The sequence below is a fragment of the Pseudomonas sp. B7 genome (assembly GCF_016735645.1).
GTDB classification, from domain to species: Bacteria; Pseudomonadota; Gammaproteobacteria; order Pseudomonadales; family Pseudomonadaceae; genus Aquipseudomonas; species Aquipseudomonas glycinae.
The window spans coordinates 18337-39105 of the sequence record NZ_JAERRE010000016.1 but is presented as its reverse complement, the minus strand read 5'-3'; the positions used below and the strand labels follow the sequence as shown (position 1 = coordinate 39105).

Sequence of the window (20769 nt, the reverse complement as noted above, 5' to 3'; positions counted from 1 at the left end):
AACGGGTTCAGAACGAGAGTCGACATGGGCGGCTAGCTTAGCGGATGTCAGCTGCCGCGCCCACCCATGGACGGTTAAACCTTGGCAGGTGCCGGCGCGGATTTGCTGCGTGGCCGCAACTGCGCGGTGGCCATTACCGTGTCGGTGACACCGGTTTCGGCACGCATGCCGGCTGCCAGGAACGGCACCATCAGACGCATTACCTGCTCGATGGAGGTGTTGACACCGAAATCGGTCTCGGCAATCGCGCGCAAGGCCTTGATACCCGACATGCTGAATGCTGCGGCACCGAGCATGAAGTGCACGCGCCAGAACAGTTCGATCGGAGGAATGCGCGGGGCAGCTTCGTTCACCAGCAACATGTAGCGACGGAATACCTTGCCGTACATGTCTTCCAGATAACGCCGCAGGTGGCCCTGGCTCTGGCTGAAGGCCAGACCGAGCAAGCGCATGAAGATCGACAGATCGTTGCCGCTGCGAGGTTGTACCACCAGCGCTTGCTCGACGAGGATTTCCAGCAGCTCTTCGAGCGAAGGCTTGTTCTCTGGCTTGGCCTGGCGGCGCTCCAGCTCTTTGTCGAGACTGATGCAGAACGGACCGAGGAAGCGCGAGAAAACCGCCTGGATCAGCGCCTTCTTCGAGCCGAAGTGATAGTTCACCGCAGCGAGGTTGACCCCTGCCTTGCTGGTGATCAGACGCAATGAGGTTTCAGCGAAACCTTTTTCCGCGAACAGCTGTTCTGCAGCATCAAGAATGCGTTCAACGGTTTCCGACTGGGCCATGGCTACTCCGCCTGACAAACACTTGTTTGAAACATACGTTTCAGCCTATGCCTTGTCAAGCCTGCCAGTTCGTTTTGGGAATGGTCGGTCAGATATTTAACCACAACAAGGACGCCACATTAATCGGCGTCGTCACTGACCGTCCGGCGGCATGGCAAAAAACGATCATTGCCAAGACCGCTTCACTGTATATAATCCCAGTCACTGTATAAAAAGACAGAGCGATCAATATGCTTAAACTGACGCCACGCCAAGCCGAGATTCTGGCCTTTATCAAACGTTGCCTCGAAGACAACGGCTACCCGCCGACCCGTGCGGAAATCGCTCAGGAACTGGGTTTCAAGTCGCCCAATGCGGCCGAAGAGCACCTCAAGGCACTCGCCCGCAAAGGCGCGATCGAGATGACTCCCGGCGCCTCGCGCGGCATTCGGATCCCCGGTTTTGAAGCCAAGGTCGACGAATCCACCCTGCCGATCATCGGTCGAGTAGCTGCCGGCGCGCCGATTCTCGCCCAACAACACATCGAAGAGTCCTGCAACATCAACCCGGCCTTCTTTCATCCGCGTGCCGACTACCTGTTGCGCGTTCATGGCATGAGCATGAAGGACATCGGCATTTTCGACGGTGATCTGCTGGCGGTTCATACCACTCGCGAGGCACGCAACGGTCAGATCGTGGTTGCGCGGATCGGCGACGAAGTCACCGTCAAACGCTTCAAGCGTGACGGCAGCAAAGTCTGGCTGATTGCCGAAAACCCCGAGTTCGCCCCCATCGAAGTCAACCTGAAAGATCAGGAACTGGTGATCGAAGGCTTGAGTGTCGGCGTTATCCGCCGCTAAAGGAGGCTTTATGCAGTTCCCACACGCACCTCAGCAAACACAATTGCCGTTGTTCGAAGCGTTTCTGGCGCAACCCCTCGCCCCCATCCTCAAGGATGTCGTCGAGCGTCCGTGGAATACCGAACCTGAAGCGTTCAGCGAGCTGTCACTGCGCGGCGCGGCCGGGAACTGCCTGAGCCTGCTGGCACCGATTCTTCGCGAATTGAGTGAAGATCAGGACGCACGCTGGCTGACCCTGATTGCACCGCCTGCAAGCCTGACCCAGACCTGGTTGCGGGATGCTGGATTGAATCGAGAACGCATCCTGCTGTTGCAACCGCGCGGCGCTCAAAGCACGCAGCAACTGGCCTGTGAGGCATTACGCCTGGGCCGCAGCCACACGGTCGTCACGTGGCTAAATCCACTGAGCGCAGGGTCACGGCAACAGCTGATCAGCGCCGCCCGCACCGGGGACGCTCAAAGCCTGAACATTCGTTTGGGGTGATTCAGCAACAAAGCGCGCCATATAAAGCGCAGGGCTTCTCCAGGGATAGAGAAGCCGATCTGGAGCAGTAACTGACAGACAGCGGATCAATGAAGAACCCGCGGCCCCTCATCCTTATCGAATTCACCTTCAACCATACGCCCCGCCATTTGCACGCCGACGCTCAACATCGCTTTGGCAATTTCAACGTGCTGGCCCTGCAGAAACGCCTTGGCATCCTCGGAGAAATCCAGAGTCACCAGAGAACCCTCGTCCTCGGCCCTGCGCAGTTCGATTCGGCCGTCTGGTAGCTCGACAATTTCTAGAAAGGACGTTGGCATATAGGTCTGTTCTCCACGAAAGGCAGGGATTATATAGACATCATTCAGGCTTCGCTCGGGATCTTGACCAGCAGCACGCCTCTCGTCGCCGCCAGTCCACAGCTCCTCAGCACTCGTTCAAGCCTTCACGGAAACGGATCGCCAGCCCCTTGAGGTTCTGCCGCCAGATCTCGAGCTCTTCGCGGCTCAGCTCTTCAACCGCCTCTTCTTCATCCAGATTCACCGCCTGAATCAACGGCTGCGTCACATCACCCTTCGGCTTGTGTGGCACCCGTGGCGGCTGAAACAGCGCCGAGTGCGCAGCCAGCAATTTGGACAGCCAGGTCTCCGGATTACCTGCCAGCTCGATCATCTCCGCCAGCTCAGGAATGGCAATCGACTCCAGCACTTCGCGGGTCAGCAAGACTTCCGCCCGCGACGCATTGGCTTGCGGCAGACGATAGAAGCCGGCGATTTCATGACACAGCCCCAACAACGCACCGTAGAGATGAAACAGTGCGGATTCGCGCCCGGCCTGAATCAGCGCCAGCGAGTTCATCGCCCGCCCCTCTTCGGCCCTGGCCAGCGCTTCCAGCGACAAACCCGCGAAATAGATCTTCTGATTGGTACGGGTATAGAGTTCGTGGGCCATGTTGGCACTCTCCACAACGAAATAATTGCTTCACACAGGCCGGACAGTGTCATGGATCAGCCAATCCAACCGCAAGCATTAAACAAAAAGGCCGCATGAAAACCCGAAGGTTGTCATGCGGCCTTTTGTATTGAAGATGCCCAGTCAGGACACCTTCAGATCAGCGATTGCTCAAGCCTTGGCTTTCGCCGGACGCTTGTCTTCAACCGTCCATTTGCCACCGTCAAAGAATGCTTTCCAGCCAGTCGGCTTGCCGTCGACTTCGGTCTGAACGTATTGCTCCTTGGTCTTGCGGCTGTAGCGGATCACGGCTGGCAGACCATCCGGATCCTTCTGCGGCGCTTCGCACAGGAAGTGATACTTCGGATCGATCTCATCCTTGTGCGGCAGAATCTCAATCACCAGCGGAGCACGGGTCTCGCGGTTTTTCGGGAACTGGCTAGCCGCCAGGAACAGGCCGGAAGCACCGTCACGCAGAATGTAGGTGTCGTTGACCTTTTCGCATTTCAGCTCAGGCATCTTCACCGGATCCATCTTCGGCGGTGCCGCGTCACCGCTCTTCAGCAGTTTGCGAGTGTTCTTGCACGTCGGATTGGTGCAACCGAAGAACTTGCCGAAACGGCCGGTCTTGAGCTGCATCTCGCTGCCGCACTTGTCGCATTCCAGGCTCGGGCCTTCGTAGCCCTTGATGCGGTAGCTGCCCTCTTCGATCTCGTAGCCGGCGCAATCCGGGTTGTTACCGCAGATGTGCAGCTTGCGCTTCTCGTCGAGCAGGTAAGCGTCCATCGCCGTGCTGCAGATCGGGCAGCGATGCTTGCCGCGCAGTACCAGGGATTCCGACTCGCCCTCGTCGTCCGCCGCGATTTCATCGCCCGGCACCAGGTTGACGGTGGCCTTGCAGCGCTCTTTCGGCGGCAGGCTGTAGCCGGAGCAGCCGAGGAACACGCCGGTCGATGCAGTACGGATCTGCATTGGACGGCCGCAAGTGGTGCACGGAATGTCGGTCATCACCGGCTGGTTGGCACGCATGCCAGCTTCTGGGTTTTCAGCCACTTCGAGTTTTTTCTTGAAGTCGCCGTAGAACTCGTCCAGCACGTTTTTCCAGTCGCGCTCGCCTTGGGCCACGTCATCGAGGTTCTCTTCCATGCCGGCGGTGAAGCCGTAGTCCATGAGATTCGAGAAGCTTTCCGACAGACGCTCGGTAACGATGTCGCCCATCTTTTCCGAATAGAAACGACGATTGTGCAGGGTCACGTAGCCGCGATCCTGAATGGTCGAGATGATCGCTGCGTAGGTCGAAGGACGACCGATGCCGCGCTTTTCCATTTCCTTCACCAGGCTGGCTTCCGAATAACGGGCCGGCGGCTTGGTGAAGTGCTGGGACGGATCGAGCTTTATAAGCTTCATCACGTCGCCCTGCGCCATGTCCGGCAGAACGTCATCGTCGCCAGGCTTGGTGATTTGCGGCAGCACGCGGGTGTAACCGTCGAACTTCAGGATGCGGCCCTTGGCGCGCAGCTCGAAGTCGCCAGCAGCGACGCTGACGGTGGTCGACAGGTATTGCGCCGGCAGCATCTGGCAAGCCAGGAACTGGCGCCAGATCAGCTCGTAGAGGCGCTCAGCGTCGCGCTCCATGCCGGCCAGCTTGGCTGGCGTGGTGTTGGCGTCGGAAGGACGAATCGCTTCGTGAGCCTCTTGTGCGCCTTCCTTGCTGCTGTAAACGTTCGGCGACTCCGGCAGGTACTTCTTGCCGAACTCGGTTTCGATGTAATCGCGCGCCATCGCTACGGCATCAGCCGAGAGGTTGGTCGAGTCGGTACGCATATAGGTGATGTAGCCGGCTTCGTACAGACGCTGGGCCATCATCATGGTTTTCTTCACACCGAAGCCCAGGCGGTTGCTCGCGGCCTGTTGCAGTGTGGAGGTGATGAACGGTGCCGACGGCTTGCTGCTGGTCGGTTTGTCTTCACGCTTGACGATGCTGTAGCTGGAGGACTTGAGCTTCTCCAGCGCGGCCGTGGCCTGCGCTTCGTTCAGCGGCTTGAACGCTTCGCCTTTCTCGCGAGCGACTTCGAAACGCACGGTCGAGCCTTTGGCGGTGCCGAGGTCGGCGTGCACTTCCCAGTACTCTTCCGGGTTGAACGCACGGATCTCGCGCTCACGCTCCACCACCAGCTTCACGGCAACCGATTGCACGCGACCGGCGGACAGGCCACGGGCGATCTTCGCCCACAGCAGCGGCGAAACCATGTAGCCGACAACGCGGTCGAGGAAACGACGGGCCTGCTGCGCGTTCACTCGATCGATGTCGAGTTCGCCCGGCTCCGAGAAGGCTTCCTGAATCGCCTTCTTGGTGATTTCGTTGAACACCACGCGCTTGTAGCGGCTGTCGTCACCACCGATGGCTTCGCGCAGGTGCCAGGCAATGGCTTCCCCCTCGCGATCCAAGTCGGTTGCGAGATAGATGGTGTCAGCATCCTTGGCGAGCCGGCGCAGCTCTTCGATGACCTTTTCCTTGCCTGGGAGGATCTCGTACTTGGCTTTCCAGCCGTGCTCGGGATCGACACCCATGCGCGAGACCAGCTGCTTGCGCGCCTTCTCTTTCGGCGACAGCGCTGGCGCTTCGCCCGCAGCAGCCTTGCCGCGCTTGGCGGCAGGCTCCTTGCTGGCGCTAGCCGAACCGCTGGTGGGCAGGTCTCGGATATGGCCGATACTCGACTTCACCACGTATTGGTTACCCAGATACTTGTTGATGGTCTTGGCCTTAGCCGGGGATTCCACAATGACCAGCGATTTGCCCATGGATCAGAAAATTCCTGAATTCTAGAAGTGAAAGGCGGTTGGCGCCTGACGCGGCACCGCTATATATAGTGGCTACAAGGTGAGGTCAAGCGCAGGGTTTTGCGCACACTCGCCTTACGGCTTCGAAAAAAGGCTCGGTTCGGCTTGCACCAAAGCAAAGCGTGGGACCTGCTCCCCGTCAACCTCGACGGACTCCAGGAACATGCTCAAGGGACGTACCCAAAAGCCGTAATCACCATACAGGGCTTGGTAAAAGACCACTTCTTCTTCGGTCTCGGAATGCCGCGCGACACTGAATACGCGGTACTGCGGACCTTTGTAATGTTGGTAGAGCCCAGGTTGTATCGGCATGCTTCGGCCCTCACTCAAATTTTTTCAAAATAAAAACAAAAATAAATCCGCAAAAACAAAAACCGGGGCACTTGGCCCCGGCTTCCATCGACGAGACGCTTAAACGCGTTCGAAGACGGTGGAGATGCCTTGGCCGAGACCAATGCACATGGTGGCCACCCCGAAGGTGCCGCCATTCTGCTTCATCACGTTCAGCAAAGTGCCGGAAATACGGGCACCGGAGCAACCGAACGGGTGACCCAGGGCGATCGCGCCGCCGTGCAGGTTAACCTTCTCATTCATCTTGTCGAGCACTTTCAGGTCTTTCAGCACTGGCAGGGCCTGTGCGGCGAACGCTTCATTGAGCTCGAAGAAGTCGATATCGTTGATACCCAGGCCGGCACGTTTCAGTGCTTTCTGAGTAGCCGGTACCGGACCATAGCCCATGATGGCCGGGTCCACACCCGCTACCGCCATCGAGCGAATCACGGCCAGAGGCTGGATACCCAGGTCCTGTGCACGCTGCGCCGACATCACGATCATGCACGAAGCACCATCGGTGATCTGCGACGAAGTACCGGCGGTCACGGTGCCGCCCTTTGGATTGAACGCCGGCTTCAGAGCCGCCAGACTTTCCAGGGTGGTTTCCGGACGAATGGTTTCGTCGTAGTCGAAGGTTTTCAGGAAACCGTTCTCGTCGTAACCCTGCATCGGGATGATTTCGTCCTTGAACTTGCCTTCCACAGTCGCCTTGTGGGCCAACTGGTGGGAACGCACGCCAAAGGCGTCCTGCTGTTCGCGAGTGATGCCGTGCATTTTGCCCAGCATTTCAGCGGTCAGGCCCATCATGCCTGAGGCTTTCGCCGCGTACAGAGACATGTGCGGGTTCGGATCGACACCGTGCATCATGCTTACGTGACCCATATGCTCGACGCCGCCAACCACGAACACGTCACCGTTGCCGGTCATGATCGCTTGCGCAGCAGTGTGCAGCGCGCTCATCGACGAGCCGCACAGACGGCTGACAGTCTGGCCGGCCGAGGTGTGCGGGATCTGGGTCATCAGCGACGCCATGCGCGCGATGTTCCAGCCTTGTTCCAGGGTCTGGTTCACACAGCCCCAGATCACGTCCTCGACTTCGGCAGGATCGACCTTGGTGTTGCGTTCCAGCAGTTTGCTGATCAGGTGTGCCGACATGTCTTCGGCGCGGGTGTTGCGGTGCATGCCGCCCTTGGAGCGGCCCATCGGAGTACGACCGAAGTCGACAATCACGACGTCTCTAGGATTCAAGCTCATAAGTTCACTCTCACTCTAGTTGGGGGCGCTTAACCGAAGAAGCTCTGGCCGTTTTTGGCCATTTCACGCAGCTTCGCGGTCGGGTGGTACAGCGCGCCCAAATCAGCGTACTGGTCGGCCAGGGCAACGAACTCGGCAACACCGATCGAGTCGATGTAGCGCAGCGCACCGCCACGGAATGGAGGGAAACCAATACCGTAGACCAGACCCATGTCGGCTTCGGCGGCGGTTTCGACGATGCCGTCTTCCAGGCAACGCACGGTTTCCAGGCACAGCGGGATCATCATCCAGTTGATGATGTCCTCGTCAGTGACTTCGCGCTGCTCGTAGACGATCGGCTTGAGCACTTCCAGTACCGACGGATCGGCGACTTTCTTCTGCTTGCCCTTCTTGTCGGCCTCGTAGGCATAGAAGCCCTTGCCGTTCTTCTGACCGAGACGCTTGGCTTCGTAAAGCACGTCGATGGCCGAACGACGGTCGTCCTTCATGCGGTCCGGGAAGCCTTCAGCCATCACGTCACGACCGTGGTGACCGGTGTCGATGCCGACCACGTCCATCAGGTACGCCGGGCCCATCGGCCAGCCGAATTTTTCCATGATCTTGTCGATACGGACGAAGTCCACACCGGCACTGACCAGTTTGGCGAAACCGCCGAAGTACGGGAACAGTACGCGGTTGACCAGGAAGCCCGGGCAGTCGTTGACGACGATCGGGTTCTTGCCCATTTTCTTGGCGTAGGCAACGGTGGTGGCGATGGCCAGCTCGCTGGACTTCTCGCCACGGATCACTTCCACCAGCGGCATCATGTGCACCGGGTTGAAGAAGTGCATGCCGACGAAGTTTTCCGGACGCTTGAGGGCCTTGGCCAGCAGGCTGATGGAAATGGTCGAAGTGTTGGACGCGAGGATGGTGTCCTCTTTGACCTTGTCTTCGACTTCCGCCAGAACGGCTTGCTTGACCTTCGGATTCTCGACCACGGCTTCAACGACCAGGTCGACGTGACCGAAATCACCGTAGGACAGGGTCGGACGAATGCCGTTGAGCACTTCAGCCATTTTCGCGGCGGTCATGCGGCCTTTATCAACGCGACCGACCAGCAGCTTGGCGGCTTCAGCCAGACCTTGCTCGATGCCGTGCTCGTTGATGTCCTTCATCAGGATCGGCGTACCTTTGGAAGCCGACTGATAGGCGATACCGCCACCCATGATGCCGGCGCCCAGTACGGCGGCCTGCTTCACGTCCTTGGCGATTTCGTCGTAGGCCTTGGCCTTTTTCTTCAGTTCCTGATCGTTCAGGAACAGACCGATCAAGCTCTGCGCGGCAGAGGTCTTGGCCAGTTTCACGAAACCTGCGGCTTCGACTTCCAGCGCCTTGTCACGACCGAAGTTCGCGGCTTTCTGGATGGTCTTGATCGCTTCGACCGGGGCCGGGTAGTTCGGGCCAGCCTGGCCAGCCACGAAACCTTTGGCGGTTTCGAAAGCCATCATTTGTTCAATGGCGTTCAGCTTGAGCTTTTCCAGCTTAGGCTGACGCTTGGCCTTGTAATCGAACTCGCCGGAGACGGCGCGCTTGATCAGCTCAAGGGCGGCATCCTGCAGTTTTTCAGGGGCAACCACGGCATCGACGGCGCCGACTTTCAGCGCGTCTTCAGGACGGTTTTCCTTGCCGGCGGCAATCCACTCGATGGCGTTGTCGGCACCGATCAGGCGCGGCAGACGCACGGTGCCACCGAAGCCAGGGTAGATGCCCAGCTTGACTTCCGGCAGACCGATCTTGGCCTTGGTCGACATGACGCGGTAGTCCGCTGCCAGGCACATTTCCAGCCCCCCGCCCAAAGCGATGCCATTGATCGCGGCGACGGTCGGAACGTTGAGGTCTTCGAAATCGCTGAAGATCTTGTTGGCTTCGAGATTGCCAGCAACCAGCTCGGCATCCGGCAGCTTGAAGTTGTCGACAAATTCGGTGATGTCGGCGCCGACGATGAAAACGTCCTTGCCACTGCTGACGATCACGCCCTTGATCGAAGCATCTGCCTTGATGGTGTCTACGGCCTGACGCAGTTCGTTCAGGGTAAGACGGTTGAACTTGTTGACGGACTCACCCTTGAGGTCGAATTTCAATTCGACGATGCCACTTTCAAGAGCTTTAACCGTGATGGCTTTACCTTCGTAAATCATCAACTGATCTCCACGATATGGAAGCTGAACAGTACACGTCGGACGCAGGCAAATGGCTCGGCAGGACGCTTTTTCGTCGATGCTGACACCCATCCACCCGGCACACCCGCCAACGCGATAGTCGGGATTCTGTAGGAGCAGTCTGCAATACAAACGCTCAATTCATACGCCCGTTTGATTTGGGTACGCCACCTTCACGGAATTTCCGACAATTGTCAATCGCCCTAAATACGGGTTGAAATGCGACTTTGCGGTCATTTCTGTAGGACGCAGCCCGGCCACCCACGCTTGCATGTGAGGGTATTCATAAGATTAATAGTTAGAAAAGTCGCCCTAATTCACCGCAAGCCTTGTTTAACAGGCTACGCTGGCTGGACTACGAAGGAAAACAGGCGCACGTTTGCTGACCGGATGACTCCGGGCCAACGCAAAAAAAGAATTTCCGGCCTGCCTGGCCAACCCCGCCCGATGAATCATGTCGGGCTTTTTATTGCGCGTCTGCCGGACGTTTCGCACCGTTGCAGCGCGAAAAGTCCGGGAGTCATGCCAGCGCTTTCAGCGTGGCATCAATTTCCAGCAAAACCGAAGCGTCACCCTTCTCACCCCAATAGAGCGCGATCATCTGCTTGTCCGCCTCGACCTTGAAAACGTTGCCCGGCAATTTTTCGAAATGATTGAGCAGCAGCGGATCCTCACAGACTTCCTGCCACTGATTCACCCAAACCCCCGGGGATTTCTGCCAATACGTCCAGCACGCCGGCTGCTTTCCACGGCGTGGCCGATGGTATTGCGCGCACGGGTTTGGCGGCTCCTGGCTCAGCCAGTGCGGCCATTCCTGAGGCGCCAGTTGCATGGCCAGCCCGATGCGCCGTGCCTCCGTGCGCAAGGCTATCCGGCCACTCTGGGCACGGGACGGACGCAACCACGCCAGCGGACTCAACACTACCAGCAGGATTGACACCACCAGCCAGACCGTCATATCTCTACTCCCGTTTTGTCATGAGCCCATTGCGTCACTTTGGAACCAATGCGCTTGAAACCAGCCATACTTAACAATATTGATCCCTCACGAGGAGCACCTCATGCCCTACCACCATATCCTGGTCGCCGTAGATCTGACCGAAGAGTGCGACCCTGTGATCCACCGCGCCCGAGAGCTGTCGGTGAGCAATGGCGCCAAGCTGTCGCTGGTGCATATCGTCGAACCGATGGCCATGGCCTTCGGCGGTGACGTGCCGATGGATCTGTCACAACTGCAACAACAGCAGTTCGATCAGGCCAAGGAACGCCTCGAACGCCTGAAGCACAAATACACCGAACTCGAAGGCGCCAACTGCCACCTGACCTACGGCCAGCCGCGTCAGGAAATCCACCATTTCGCCAAGGAACAGCAGTGCGACCTGATCGTGGTCGGCAGCCATGGCCGACACGGTTTGGCGCTGCTATTGGGCTCGACCGCCAACGATGTCCTGCACGGCGCGCCTTGCGATGTGCTGGCGGTGCACCTGGTCAAACGCTGATCCCACTCGCTTGTGAAAAGCTGAAAAGCCCGGCACCCATTACTGGATGCCGGGCTTTTTCATGCCTTGAAACAATCAGGCGTCCAGCTCAGCCCAACGCTCCACCAGCGCATCCAGCTCGGCCTGCAACTGCTCCAGAGAAGCAATCACCTTGGCCGTCTCGGCCGGCGGACGCTGATAGAAGCCGGCCTCGGCCATTTCAGCCTCGACAGCAGCAATCTGCTGCTCCTTCGCGTCGATGTCGCCCGGCAACGCTTCCAGCTCACGCTGAAGCTTGTAGCTCAGTTTCTTCTTCGCAGCCGGGGCCGCAGCAACCGGCGCGGCAACCGGAGCCGGTTCGGCAGTCACCACCGCCGAATTCAGATCGGCCTTGCCGGATTTGCTTTCAGTCACGCCCAGCAGACGCGGCGAACCACCCTGACGGATCCAGTCCTGATAGCCGCCGACGTATTCGCGAACCTTGCCTTCACCTTCGAAGACCAAGGTGCTGGTAACCACGTTGTCGAGGAATGCCCGGTCGTGGCTGACCATCAGCACCGTGCCGTTGAAGGTCAGCAGCACTTCTTCGAGCAGCTCGAGGGTTTCCACGTCGAGGTCGTTGGTCGGTTCGTCGAGTACCAGCAGGTTTGCAGGCTTGCTGAACAGCTTGGCCAGCAGCAAACGTGCACGCTCACCACCGGACAACGCCTTCACCGGCGTGCGGGCACGCTGCGGGCTGAACAGGAAGTCGCCGAGGTAGCTCAGTACGTGGCGGCTCTGGCCGTCGATATCGATGAAGTCACGACCTTCGGCGACGTTGTCGATCACGGTTTTTTCCAGATCCAGCTGATGGCGCAACTGGTCGAAGTAGGCCACGTCGATCTTGGTGCCCTCTTCCACTTTGCCGCTGGTCGGTTGCAGACCGCTGAGCATCAGTTTCAGCAAAGTGGTTTTGCCGGTACCGTTGGCGCCGAGCAGACCGATCCGGTCGCCGCGCTGCAGCACCATGGAGAAATCGCGAATCAGGAACGGACCGCCCGGATGCGCGAAGCTCACGTTATCCAGCACCATCACCTGCTTGCCGGACTTCTCCGCTGTTTCCAGCTGGATGTTGGCCTTGCCGGTGCGCTCGCGACGCTCACTGCGCTCCACGCGCAGGGCTTTCAGAGCACGCACGCGGCCTTCGTTACGGGTGCGACGGGCCTTGATGCCCTGACGAATCCACACTTCTTCCTGGGCCAGACGCTTGTCGAACAGCGCGTTGGCGGTTTCTTCGGCGGCCAGTGCGGCTTCTTTATGGACGAGGAAACTGGCGTAGTCGCCGTTCCAGTCGATCAGGCCGCCGCGATCCAGTTCAAGGATGCGGGTGGCGAGGTTTTGCAGGAAAGAACGGTCGTGCGTGATGAACAGCACGGCGCCCTGGAAATCCTTCAGCGCTTCTTCAAGCCAGGCAATCGCACCGATGTCCAGGTGGTTGGTCGGCTCGTCGAGCAGCAGCAGATCCGGCTCGGACACCAGCGCCTGCGCCAGCAGCACGCGACGACGCCAGCCGCCGGACAGTTCGGCGAGGGTCTTGTCGGCCGGCAATTGCAGACGACTCAGGGTGCTGTCGACCAAAGTCTGCAAGCGCCAGCCATCGCGGGCTTCGAGGTCGTGCTGAACATGCATCAGCTTGTCCAGATCGGCATCGGTGACGATGTTCTGGCTCAGGTGATGGTATTCGGCGAGCAAAGCGCCAACGCCGTCGAGTCCTTCGGCAACCACGTCGAACACTGTCCGCTCGTCGGCCACAGGCAATTCCTGCGGCAATTCACCGATTTTCAGACCGGGGGCACGCCACACCGAGCCGTCATCAGGCTTCTGGTCGCCCTTGACCAGTTTCATCATGCTGGATTTGCCAGTGCCGTTGCGGCCGATGATGCACACCCGCTCACCACGGGCGATCTGCCAGGACACCTTGTCCAACAACGGCATCGCGCCGAATGCAAGGGACACATCGCTGAATTTGAGCAGGGTCATGAGCTTCTCCAAAAACCGGGCGCGCATTCTACCTGAATCGGGGCCCGAACAGGCCGGCAATTTCGCCGCTGACGCACTCTGCACAACAATTGTTGCGAACTTGTGCTGCAAGGCCGGCAAAGCTTTCGCCCCTTGCTGGCAAAAGGCTAAGCTACAGGCAATTCAGTGCGGGTTTTGAGCCGGCACTTGTCATGATTTCTCTGCCCGGATGTCTCATGCGCAGTCGCCTCTTCAGTGTTTTGTCATGTTTGCTGCTTTCCGCCGCTGCCGTTCAATCCGCTCAGGCGGTGGACCTGTCCACCCAACGCCAGTATTACGATGAAGCCAAGCGCGCCCTGGCCAAGGGCGACAGCGGCCCGTATTTCCGTTACAGCCAGGCTCTCGCCGATTATCCGCTGGAGCCGTACCTCGCCTACGACGAGCTGACTGCGCGGCTGAAAACCGCCAGCAACGCGGAGATCGAGAAATTCCTCGCCGAGCACGGTGACCTGCCGCAGGCCAACTGGATGAAATTGCGCTGGCTGCGCTGGCTGGCCGATCGCGGCGATTGGGCGACGTTCGTCAAGTATTACGACCCGAAACTGAATTTCACTGAACTTGACTGCCTCCACGCGCAATACCAGATCAGCCACAACAAGAAGGCCGAGGGCTACGCCAACGCCGAGAAGCTCTGGCTGACCGGCAAATCCCAGCCTGCCGCCTGTGATGCGCTGTTTGGCATGTGGGCCGCCGAAGGTCAGTTGACCGAACAGAAACGCTGGGAGCGCGCCAAACTCGCCGCCCAACACCGCAACTATCCGCTGGCCAACAGCCTGGTCAACGGCCTGACCACCCTCGCCCCGCGCGGCCGCCTGCTGGTGGACGTGGCGCAGAAACCGGAACTGCTCAATCAGCCTTCGCGGTTCATGCCGGCCGATGAACCGATGTCGGACGTGGTCAGCCTCGGCCTGCGCCGCCTCGCGCGTCAGGACCCGGACAAGGCCATGGCCCTGCTCGACGGTTATGCCAGCAGCATGCATTTCTCCCGCGATGAAAAAGTCGCGATCGCCCGGGAAATCGGCCTGACCCTCGCCCGGCGCTTCGACAGCCGCGCGCTGGACGTGATGACCAAGTACGACCCGGAACTGCGCGACAACACCGTGTCCGAATGGCGCCTGCGGCTGCTGCTGCGTCTGGCGCGCTGGGACGACGCCTACCAACTGACCCGCCGTCTCCCGCAGGATCTGGCCACTACCAACCGCTGGCGCTACTGGCAGGCCCGCAGCCTGGAACTGGCGCAACCGCAAAACCCGGAAGCGCAGACGCTGTACAAGAATCTGTCGCGGGAACGGGATTTCTACGGCTTCCTCGCCGCCGACCGCTCGCAATCGCCGTACTCGCTGAACAACAAGCCGCTGGTGCTCAGTCAGGCGCTGATCAACAAGGTGCGCAACACCCCGGGCGTGCGTCGTGCGCTGGAGTTCCACGCCCGTGGGCAGATCGTCGATGGCCGCCGCGAGTGGTATCACGTCAGCCGGCATTTCAGCCGCGACGAAATGGTCGCCCAGGCGAAACTGGCCTACGACCTGAGATGGTACTTCCCGGCCATCCGCACCATCAGTCAGGCGCAGTACTGGGATGATCTGGACATCCGTTTCCCGATGGCCCACCGCGACACTCTGGTGCGCGAAGCCAAGGTGCGCGGCCTGCATTCGAGCTGGGTGTTCGCCATCACCCGTCAGGAAAGTGCATTCATGGACGACGCCCGTTCCAGCGTCGGCGCCAGCGGCCTGATGCAACTGATGCCCGGCACCGCCAAGGAAACCGCGCGCAAGTTCAGCATTCCGCTGGCCTCGCCACAGCAGGTGCTGGATCCGGATAAAAACATCCAGCTCGGCGCCGCTTACCTGAGCCAGGTGCACAGCCAGTTCAACGGCAACCGCGTGCTCGCCTCCGCCGCCTACAACGCCGGCCCCGGCCGCGTGCGCCAGTGGCTGCGTGGCGCCGACCATCTGAGCTTCGACGTGTGGGTGGAAAGCATCCCGTTCGACGAAACCCGCCAGTACGTGCAGAACGTGCTGTCCTACTCGGTGATCTACGGCCAGAAACTCAATTCGCCGCAACCGCTGGTGGATTGGCATGAGCGGTATTTCGACGATCAGTGATCGGGGCGTGTTTCGCCGATAGATCGACGTAAACAAAAATGCCCGCATCGAGAGATGCGGGCATTTTTTATGGCGTTCTACTAGGTCGATTACTTAGTCGGTTACAGGGTCGGTTGAAACCTGACGACCATCACTGAACTGCAACGCCGCCAACCGCGCATACAGCGGATTACTGGCGATCAACTCCTGATGCGTACCGATCGCCACCAGTTTGCCCTGATCCATCACCGCAATCCGGTCGGCGTTTTTCACCGTCGCCAACCGGTGGGCAATGACCAGCGTGGTGCGGTTTTGCATCAGGCTCGGCAGTGCTTGCTGAATCAGGTGTTCGCTTTGGGCATCAAGGGCGCTGGTGGCTTCGTCGAGCAGCAGGATCGGCGCGTCGACCAGCAACGCCCGGGCAATGGCCAGGCGCTGGCGTTGTCCGCCTGACAGACCGAGGCCACCGTCGCCCAGATGGGTCTGGTAGCCGTCGGGCATCTGTTCGATGAAGTCGTGGGCGTGGGCGATTCTGGCCGCCTCCCGCACCTGCTCCAGCGTGGCGGTCGGGCAGCCGTAGCGAATGTTCTCTTCGACACTGCCGAAGAACAGTGCCGGGGTTTGCGAGACCAGCGCGAAGCAGCGACGCAGGTCCAGCGGATCGAGGCTCGTCAGCGGTACGCCATCGATCAGGATCCGCCCTTCCCGGGGATCGTAGAAACGCAGCAGCAAGTCATACACCGTGGACTTGCCCGCGCCGGACGGTCCCACGAGCGCGAGGGTTTCCCCGGCGTTGATCGTCAGACTCAAGCCATCGACGGCGAGGCTATCGGGACGCGAAGGGTAGGAAAAACGTACATCCTGCAACTCCAGCTCGCCTTTGACCCGCTCCGGCAGCGTCACCAATCCTGTGGTCGGTGGCTGGATGATGTTTTCCGAACGCAGCAATTCGGCGATGCGCTCGGCGGCGCCAGCCGCTCGCTGCAACTCTCCGATCACTTCGCTCAACGTGCCAAACGCACTGCCGACGATCAGGCTGTAGAACACGAACGCCGCCAGTTCACCGGCAGAAATCCGCCCGGCGATCACGTCCATGCCGCCGACCCACAACATCACCGCGACGGCGCCGAGCACCAGCACGATTACCAGCGTGATCAGCCAGGCCCGCTGGAAAATCCGTTTGCGCGCAGTCTCGAATGCCTGCTCGACGGTGCTGGCGAAACGCTGTTCGTCTTGCACCTGATGGTTGTAGGCCTGCACGGTTTTGATCTGGCCGAGGGTTTCCGAGACGTAACTGCCAATGTCGGCGATCCGGTCCTGACTCAGCCGGGAGAGGTTACGCACGCGGCGGCCAAAAATCAGGATCGGCGCAATCACCAGCGGCAGTGCTATTACCACGATGCTGGTGAGCTTGGGGTTGGTGATGAACAGCAGCACCACACCGCCAATGACCATCAGCAAATTGCGCAGGAACAGCGACAGCGACGAGCCGATCACTGATTGCAGCAGCGTGGTGTCAGCGGTCAGCCGCGACTGGATTTCCGAGCTGCGGTTGTCCTCGTAAAACCCGGGATGCAGGTACACCAGATGGTTGAACACCTGCCGACGGATGTCCGCCACCACGCGCTCACCGATCCAGGACACCAGATAAAACCGCGCAAACGTGCCGACCGCGAGGCCGAGCACCAACAGCATGAACAGGCCGATGGATTGATTGAGCAAGTGCGGCGATTGAGTCATGAAGCCTTGATCGACCAGCAACTTGATGCCCTGCCCCATCGACAGGGTGATGCCCGCCGTGACGATCAGTGCCAGCAGCGCACCAAAGGCCGGCCAGCGATAAGGGGCAAGGAAAGAACTGGTCAGGCGCAAGGCCCGGCGGTGGCGCGAGGAAAGCATCGGGATCATTCAGGTTCACGTCGTGTGCTGATGGATAGGGCCAGCCTACAGACTCAAATGGGGTGGAACTCTGCAAATCACAATGAGTCAGGTTAATTATGACCGGCAAGACTACCCCCTAGACGCTATTGGTCTAAGGTCCGGGTTGAGACAGACGGTCATTTCTGTTTGAGTGGAGATGCCGTTCCGGACCGACCGCAGGGAGTTGTCACAGCCTGGTCACCTGACGGTTTTAATCTAGGCACACAACCTGATGAGGAGACAGGCCATGTCCTTGCAACACAGCAGCGATGACAAGATTCAAGTGATCCGCACACAGCCAGATCAGTCTCTGGGTTGTTCAATTATTGATGAAAATGGCAACGAAAAGCCGATCACTGAAGACATGATCCAGCAAGCCTGCCGCGAACTGGAACAGCGATTGGTCAAGCCTGCCGAACAAAAGTGATATCGCCACAGTCTTCCTGACCCGGCCCCTGCAGGCCGGGTTTTTTCTGCCCGCTGTTTATACCGCCACAGCGCCCAGCGCGGCCACGATCTGGCGCAGGGCCGGCGAATCGCCCTCGATCCGCACCTTCAAACCTTCGATCTCGCGTCGCGACGGATACTGCTTGCGCAACACATCGAACGCCGCACGTTGCTCACCGACGCTGCCCAGCAGCGTGCGACGGAAATCCGCGTCGTCCCGGCGCGGGTCGTACACACCGCGGCACAACATCGCCAGCGCCCAGGCTGGATCGCTGTCGGCATGCAGGGAAACTTCCGACAACCACGGCGCCGGCAGCAGATCGCCGAGCTGAATGCTGGCGGGCTCACCGATAAAGTCGCAGTAAGCCTGATAGATCTGCGCGGTGCCGCGCTGCTTGCCGTCGAGGCTGTAACCGGCGATGTGCGGCGTCGCCAACACGCAGAGCTCGGCCAGAGAAACATCGACTTGCGGCTCGGCCTCCCAGACATCGAGCACTGCTTGCAGGTCTTCACGCTCCAGCAGCACTTCGCGCAACGCGGTGTTATCCACCACCGGACCGCGAGCCGCGTTGATCAACCAGGCGCCGGGCTTGAGCTGCTGCAAACGCTGCTCGTCGAACAAATGCCAGGTCGCACCGTCACCGCTGCGGGTCAGCGGGGTGTGCAGGCTGATCACGTCGCACTGCGCGATGATCTGCTCCAGGCTGACATAGTCGCCGCCCTCGGCCGCCTGACGCGGCGGATCGCAGACTTTCACGTTCCAGCCCAGGCCTTTGAGCACCTTGATCAGGCGACCGCCCACTTCACCGGCCCCGATCACACCGTAAGTGCGTTCACGCAAATCGACGCCTTCGATTTCAGCCAGGGTCATCAGGCTGCCGAGCACGTAATCGACCACGCCCCGGGCATTGCAGCCGGGCGCGCTGGACCAGGTGATCCCGGCCTCATTGAAGTAATCGAGATCCAGATGATCGGTGCCGATGGTGCAGGTGCCGACAAAACGCACCTTGCTGCCTTCAAGCAGTGCGCGGTTGACGTTGGTCACCGAGCGCACCAGCAATACATCGGCCTGTTCGACCGTGGCCCGGTCGATGGAACGGCCCGGTACTCGGCGAATCTCACCGAAACCGGCAAAAAAGGCATCGAGCAGCGGGATATTTTCGTCGGCAACAATCAGCATGGCGGGGCTCCTTGGGCGGATCGGCAGTGTAGGCGTTGGGACTGCGATGAGCCAGCAGGCTTTGATTTCTTGATGAGGCGCGGCGATTACAAATCCGCAACAGAGGATTTTTCCTGACCATAACGTCAGCGGCGTAGAATGCCCGGCCTTGCGCATCAACCCCTTGGACGCTTTGCCTGTGAATTCCGTGACTGACCGCCCTGCTGCCGTTTCCCTCAACCGCCCTGCCCGGGTTCGCCTGGAGCTGAAGAATCTGCTCGGCCTGGCCCTGCCGATCATGATCGCGCAGCTGGCAACCACCGCCATGGGCTTCGTCGATGCGGTGATGGCCGGGCGCGTCGGGCCCAAGGATCTGGCGGCCGTGGCGCTGGGCAACTCGATCTGGGTGCCGGTGTTCCTGCTGATGACCGGCACTTTGCTGGCGACCACGCCTAAAGTCGCCCAGCGCTTTGGCGCCGGCACCCACAGCGAGATCGGCCCGATCGTGCGTCAGGCCCTGTGGCTGGCACTGGTGGTGGGCCTGATGGCGACCACCATGCTGTTCAGCGCCGAACCGATCCTGCATTTGATGAAAGTCGATCCGGAGCTGATCGGCCCATGCATGCAGTACCTGCACGGCATCGCCAGCGGTCTGCCGGCCGTGGCGTTCTACCATGTGCTGCGCTGCACCAGTGACGGCCTCGGTCGCACCCGCCCGGCGATGGTGCTGGGCCTGTGCGGCCTGGCGCTGAACATTCCGCTCAACTACGTGTTCATTTATGGCCACTTTGGCGTACCGGCCATGGGCGGCGTCGGTTGCGGCTGGGCCACGGCGATCGTGATGTGGGTGATGGCACTGGGTCTGGCCGGTTATGAGCGCTGGGCACCGGCCTACAAGTCGAGCGAACTGTTCAGCCGTTTCGACTGGCCGCAATGGGCGGTGATCAAGCGTTTGCTGGCTATCGGTCTGCCGATCGGCGTCGCGGTGTTTGCCGAGTCGAGCATCTTCGCGGTGATCGCGCTGCTGATCGGCAGCCTCGGCGCCACCGTGGTGGCCGGGCACCAGATCGCGCTGAACGTCAGCTCGCTGGTGTTCATGATTCCGTACTCGCTGGGCATGGCCGTGACCGTGCGGGTCGGTCAGGCCCTGGGCCGTGAAGAACCTCGCGAAGCACGTTTCGCGGCGGGTGTCGGCATGGGCACTGCGCTGGCTTACGCCTGCCTGTCGGCGAGCATGATGCTGCTGATGCGCGAGCACATTGCGGCGATCTACACGTCGGATCCGATGGTGATTCACATCGCCGCGATGCTGATCGTGTATTCGGCGCTGTTCCAGTTTTCCGACGCGATTCAGGTCACCGCCGCCGGCGCCCTGCGCGGTTATCAGGACACTCGCGTGACGATGATTCTGACCCTGTTCGCCTATTGGGGCATCGGCCTGCCGGTGGGTTACGCCCTCGGCCTGACCGACTGGCTCGGCGAGCCACGCGGCCCGAGCGGCTTGTGGGAAGGCCTGATCGTCGGCCTGAGCTGCGCGGCGCTGATGCTGTCGATCCGCCTGACGCGCAGTGCACGCAAACGCATTCGCATCAGCCGTTCGATGGGCTGACCGGCCATAAAAAATGACCTGCACATGCAGGTCTTTTTTTTGCCTTCCGATCAACCGGACTTCTTGCGAATCCAGTACAGATAGGTCCCGGCTTCTTCGTGTTGCCCTACCAGTTCATGGTCGAGAAACACGCAGAACTTGGGGATGTCGCGGCGGGTCGACGGGTCGGTGGCGATCACCTTGAGCAGGCCGCCAGGCACCAAATCACGGATGTGCTGGTGCAGCATCATCACCGGCTCCGGGCAGTTGAGGCCCGTGGCGTCAAGGGTGCCGTCGACCGGCGTATTGATCATTTCACTCATGATTCACTCCTGAAACTGGCCGGCATTGTC

Annotated in this window: 18 protein-coding genes; 6 read left to right on the top strand and 12 right to left on the bottom strand. The window is 60.0% G+C overall.

Annotation, left to right across the window (positions count from 1 at the left end):
• Positions 1-74: 74 nt before the first annotated feature.
• On the bottom strand, positions 75-782 hold the full coding sequence (locus JKA62_RS27380) for a TetR/AcrR family transcriptional regulator (protein ID WP_011335192.1): 708 nt from the start codon (positions 780-782) through the stop codon (positions 75-77).
• 230 nt (positions 783-1012) lie between these two features.
• Here JKA62_RS27380 and lexA point away from each other — a divergent pair, with 230 nt between their 5' ends.
• The gene (lexA, locus tag JKA62_RS27375) at positions 1013-1621 is read left to right on the top strand and encodes a transcriptional repressor LexA (protein WP_007953044.1); all 609 of its coding nucleotides are present in this window, start codon (positions 1013-1015) and stop codon (positions 1619-1621) included.
• A gap of 10 nt (positions 1622-1631) precedes the next feature.
• Complete coding sequence (sulA, locus tag JKA62_RS27370) at positions 1632-2105, top strand: SOS-induced cell division inhibitor SulA (RefSeq protein WP_011335193.1); 474 nt, start codon at positions 1632-1634, stop codon at positions 2103-2105.
• An 86-nt stretch (positions 2106-2191) separates the two neighbouring features.
• Here sulA and JKA62_RS27365 read toward each other — a convergent pair whose 3' ends face one another.
• The 7 genes from JKA62_RS27365 to JKA62_RS27335 all read right to left on the bottom strand — a co-directional run bounded on the left by JKA62_RS27365 (position 2192) and on the right by JKA62_RS27335 (position 10640).
• Positions 2192-2425, bottom strand: coding sequence for a hypothetical protein (locus tag JKA62_RS27365; protein WP_007953047.1), 234 nt, complete (start codon positions 2423-2425; stop codon positions 2192-2194).
• A 106-nt stretch (positions 2426-2531) separates the two neighbouring features.
• Positions 2532-3056 (bottom strand): DUF6586 family protein, encoded by a 525-nt coding sequence (locus JKA62_RS27360; protein ID WP_011335194.1) that lies wholly within the window; start codon positions 3054-3056, stop codon positions 2532-2534.
• 171 nt (positions 3057-3227) lie between these two features.
• Positions 3228-5858: a type I DNA topoisomerase gene (gene topA / locus JKA62_RS27355; protein WP_007953057.1), complete on the bottom strand. Its 2631-nt coding sequence runs from the start codon at positions 5856-5858 to the stop codon at positions 3228-3230.
• Positions 5859-5972: 114 nt separating this feature from the next.
• The gene (locus JKA62_RS27350) at positions 5973-6209 is read right to left on the bottom strand and encodes a DUF1653 domain-containing protein (RefSeq protein ID WP_007953059.1); all 237 of its coding nucleotides are present in this window, start codon (positions 6207-6209) and stop codon (positions 5973-5975) included.
• Positions 6210-6308: 99 nt separating this feature from the next.
• Positions 6309-7484: an acetyl-CoA C-acyltransferase FadA gene (fadA, locus tag JKA62_RS27345; protein ID WP_007953060.1), complete on the bottom strand. Its 1176-nt coding sequence runs from the start codon at positions 7482-7484 to the stop codon at positions 6309-6311.
• A 29-nt stretch (positions 7485-7513) separates the two neighbouring features.
• Entirely contained in the window at positions 7514-9661 is a 2148-nt protein-coding gene (fadB, locus tag JKA62_RS27340) for a fatty acid oxidation complex subunit alpha FadB (RefSeq protein WP_007953061.1), read from the bottom strand.
• A 541-nt stretch (positions 9662-10202) separates the two neighbouring features.
• Complete coding sequence (locus tag JKA62_RS27335; RefSeq protein ID WP_011335196.1) at positions 10203-10640, bottom strand: hypothetical protein; 438 nt, start codon at positions 10638-10640, stop codon at positions 10203-10205.
• A gap of 103 nt (positions 10641-10743) precedes the next feature.
• Between JKA62_RS27335 and JKA62_RS27330 the strand changes: the two genes are divergently transcribed.
• Positions 10744-11181 (top strand): universal stress protein, encoded by a 438-nt coding sequence (locus JKA62_RS27330; RefSeq protein ID WP_011335197.1) that lies wholly within the window; start codon positions 10744-10746, stop codon positions 11179-11181.
• 75 nt (positions 11182-11256) lie between these two features.
• Here the strand turns inward: JKA62_RS27330 and JKA62_RS27325 are convergent, their stop codons facing one another.
• Entirely contained in the window at positions 11257-13179 is a 1923-nt protein-coding gene (locus JKA62_RS27325; protein WP_011335198.1) for an ATP-binding cassette domain-containing protein, read from the bottom strand.
• 215 nt (positions 13180-13394) lie between these two features.
• On the opposite strand from JKA62_RS27325, the gene JKA62_RS27320 reads away from it, so the two are divergent.
• Positions 13395-15323, top strand: a complete 1929-nt coding sequence (locus JKA62_RS27320) for a transglycosylase SLT domain-containing protein (RefSeq protein WP_041475375.1) — start codon at positions 13395-13397, stop codon at positions 15321-15323.
• 93 nt (positions 15324-15416) lie between these two features.
• Here JKA62_RS27320 and JKA62_RS27315 read toward each other — a convergent pair whose 3' ends face one another.
• Positions 15417-17210 carry an ABC transporter transmembrane domain-containing protein gene (locus JKA62_RS27315; RefSeq protein WP_011335200.1) on the bottom strand — a complete coding sequence of 598 codons (1794 nt, stop codon included), beginning with the start codon at positions 17208-17210 and terminating at the stop codon, positions 15417-15419.
• 259 nt (positions 17211-17469) lie between these two features.
• Here JKA62_RS27315 and JKA62_RS27310 point away from each other — a divergent pair, with 259 nt between their 5' ends.
• Positions 17470-17649 (top strand): PA1571 family protein, encoded by a 180-nt coding sequence (locus tag JKA62_RS27310; protein WP_041475376.1) that lies wholly within the window; start codon positions 17470-17472, stop codon positions 17647-17649.
• A 57-nt stretch (positions 17650-17706) separates the two neighbouring features.
• Here JKA62_RS27310 and pdxB read toward each other — a convergent pair whose 3' ends face one another.
• A complete protein-coding gene (gene pdxB / locus JKA62_RS27305; RefSeq protein ID WP_011335202.1) occupies positions 17707-18849 on the bottom strand; it encodes a 4-phosphoerythronate dehydrogenase PdxB in 1143 nt (380 codons plus the stop codon).
• A 178-nt stretch (positions 18850-19027) separates the two neighbouring features.
• Between pdxB and JKA62_RS27300 the strand changes: the two genes are divergently transcribed.
• Positions 19028-20437, top strand: coding sequence for an MATE family efflux transporter (locus JKA62_RS27300; RefSeq protein WP_041475594.1), 1410 nt, complete (start codon positions 19028-19030; stop codon positions 20435-20437).
• Positions 20438-20487: 50 nt separating this feature from the next.
• Here the strand turns inward: JKA62_RS27300 and tusA are convergent, their stop codons facing one another.
• Entirely contained in the window at positions 20488-20739 is a 252-nt protein-coding gene (tusA, locus tag JKA62_RS27295; protein WP_011335204.1) for a sulfurtransferase TusA, read from the bottom strand.
• Between the last annotated feature and the right edge of the window lie 30 nt (positions 20740-20769).

Excerpts from the sequence above, each read along its gene's own strand:
- JKA62_RS27380 (WP_011335192.1), bottom strand. The coding sequence starts at position 782 with ATGGCCCAGTCGGAAACCGTTGAACGCATTCTTGATGCTGCAGAACAG.
- lexA (WP_007953044.1), top strand. The coding sequence starts at position 1,013 with ATGCTTAAACTGACGCCACGCCAAGCCGAGATTCTGGCCTTTATCAAA.
- sulA (WP_011335193.1), top strand. The coding sequence starts at position 1,632 with ATGCAGTTCCCACACGCACCTCAGCAAACACAATTGCCGTTGTTCGAA.
- JKA62_RS27365 (WP_007953047.1), bottom strand. The coding sequence starts at position 2,425 with ATGCCAACGTCCTTTCTAGAAATTGTCGAGCTACCAGACGGCCGAATC.
- JKA62_RS27360 (WP_011335194.1), bottom strand. The coding sequence starts at position 3,056 with ATGGCCCACGAACTCTATACCCGTACCAATCAGAAGATCTATTTCGCG.
- topA (WP_007953057.1), bottom strand. The coding sequence starts at position 5,858 with ATGGGCAAATCGCTGGTCATTGTGGAATCCCCGGCTAAGGCCAAGACC.
- JKA62_RS27350 (WP_007953059.1), bottom strand. The coding sequence starts at position 6,209 with ATGCCGATACAACCTGGGCTCTACCAACATTACAAAGGTCCGCAGTAC.
- fadA (WP_007953060.1), bottom strand. The coding sequence starts at position 7,484 with ATGAGCTTGAATCCTAGAGACGTCGTGATTGTCGACTTCGGTCGTACT.
- fadB (WP_007953061.1), bottom strand. The coding sequence starts at position 9,661 with ATGATTTACGAAGGTAAAGCCATCACGGTTAAAGCTCTTGAAAGTGGC.
- JKA62_RS27335 (WP_011335196.1), bottom strand. The coding sequence starts at position 10,640 with ATGACGGTCTGGCTGGTGGTGTCAATCCTGCTGGTAGTGTTGAGTCCG.
- JKA62_RS27330 (WP_011335197.1), top strand. The coding sequence starts at position 10,744 with ATGCCCTACCACCATATCCTGGTCGCCGTAGATCTGACCGAAGAGTGC.
- JKA62_RS27325 (WP_011335198.1), bottom strand. The coding sequence starts at position 13,179 with ATGACCCTGCTCAAATTCAGCGATGTGTCCCTTGCATTCGGCGCGATG.
- JKA62_RS27320 (WP_041475375.1), top strand. The coding sequence starts at position 13,395 with ATGCGCAGTCGCCTCTTCAGTGTTTTGTCATGTTTGCTGCTTTCCGCC.
- JKA62_RS27315 (WP_011335200.1), bottom strand. The coding sequence starts at position 17,210 with ATGATCCCGATGCTTTCCTCGCGCCACCGCCGGGCCTTGCGCCTGACC.
- JKA62_RS27310 (WP_041475376.1), top strand. The coding sequence starts at position 17,470 with ATGTCCTTGCAACACAGCAGCGATGACAAGATTCAAGTGATCCGCACA.
- pdxB (WP_011335202.1), bottom strand. The coding sequence starts at position 18,849 with ATGCTGATTGTTGCCGACGAAAATATCCCGCTGCTCGATGCCTTTTTT.
- tusA (WP_011335204.1), bottom strand. The coding sequence starts at position 20,739 with ATGAGTGAAATGATCAATACGCCGGTCGACGGCACCCTTGACGCCACG.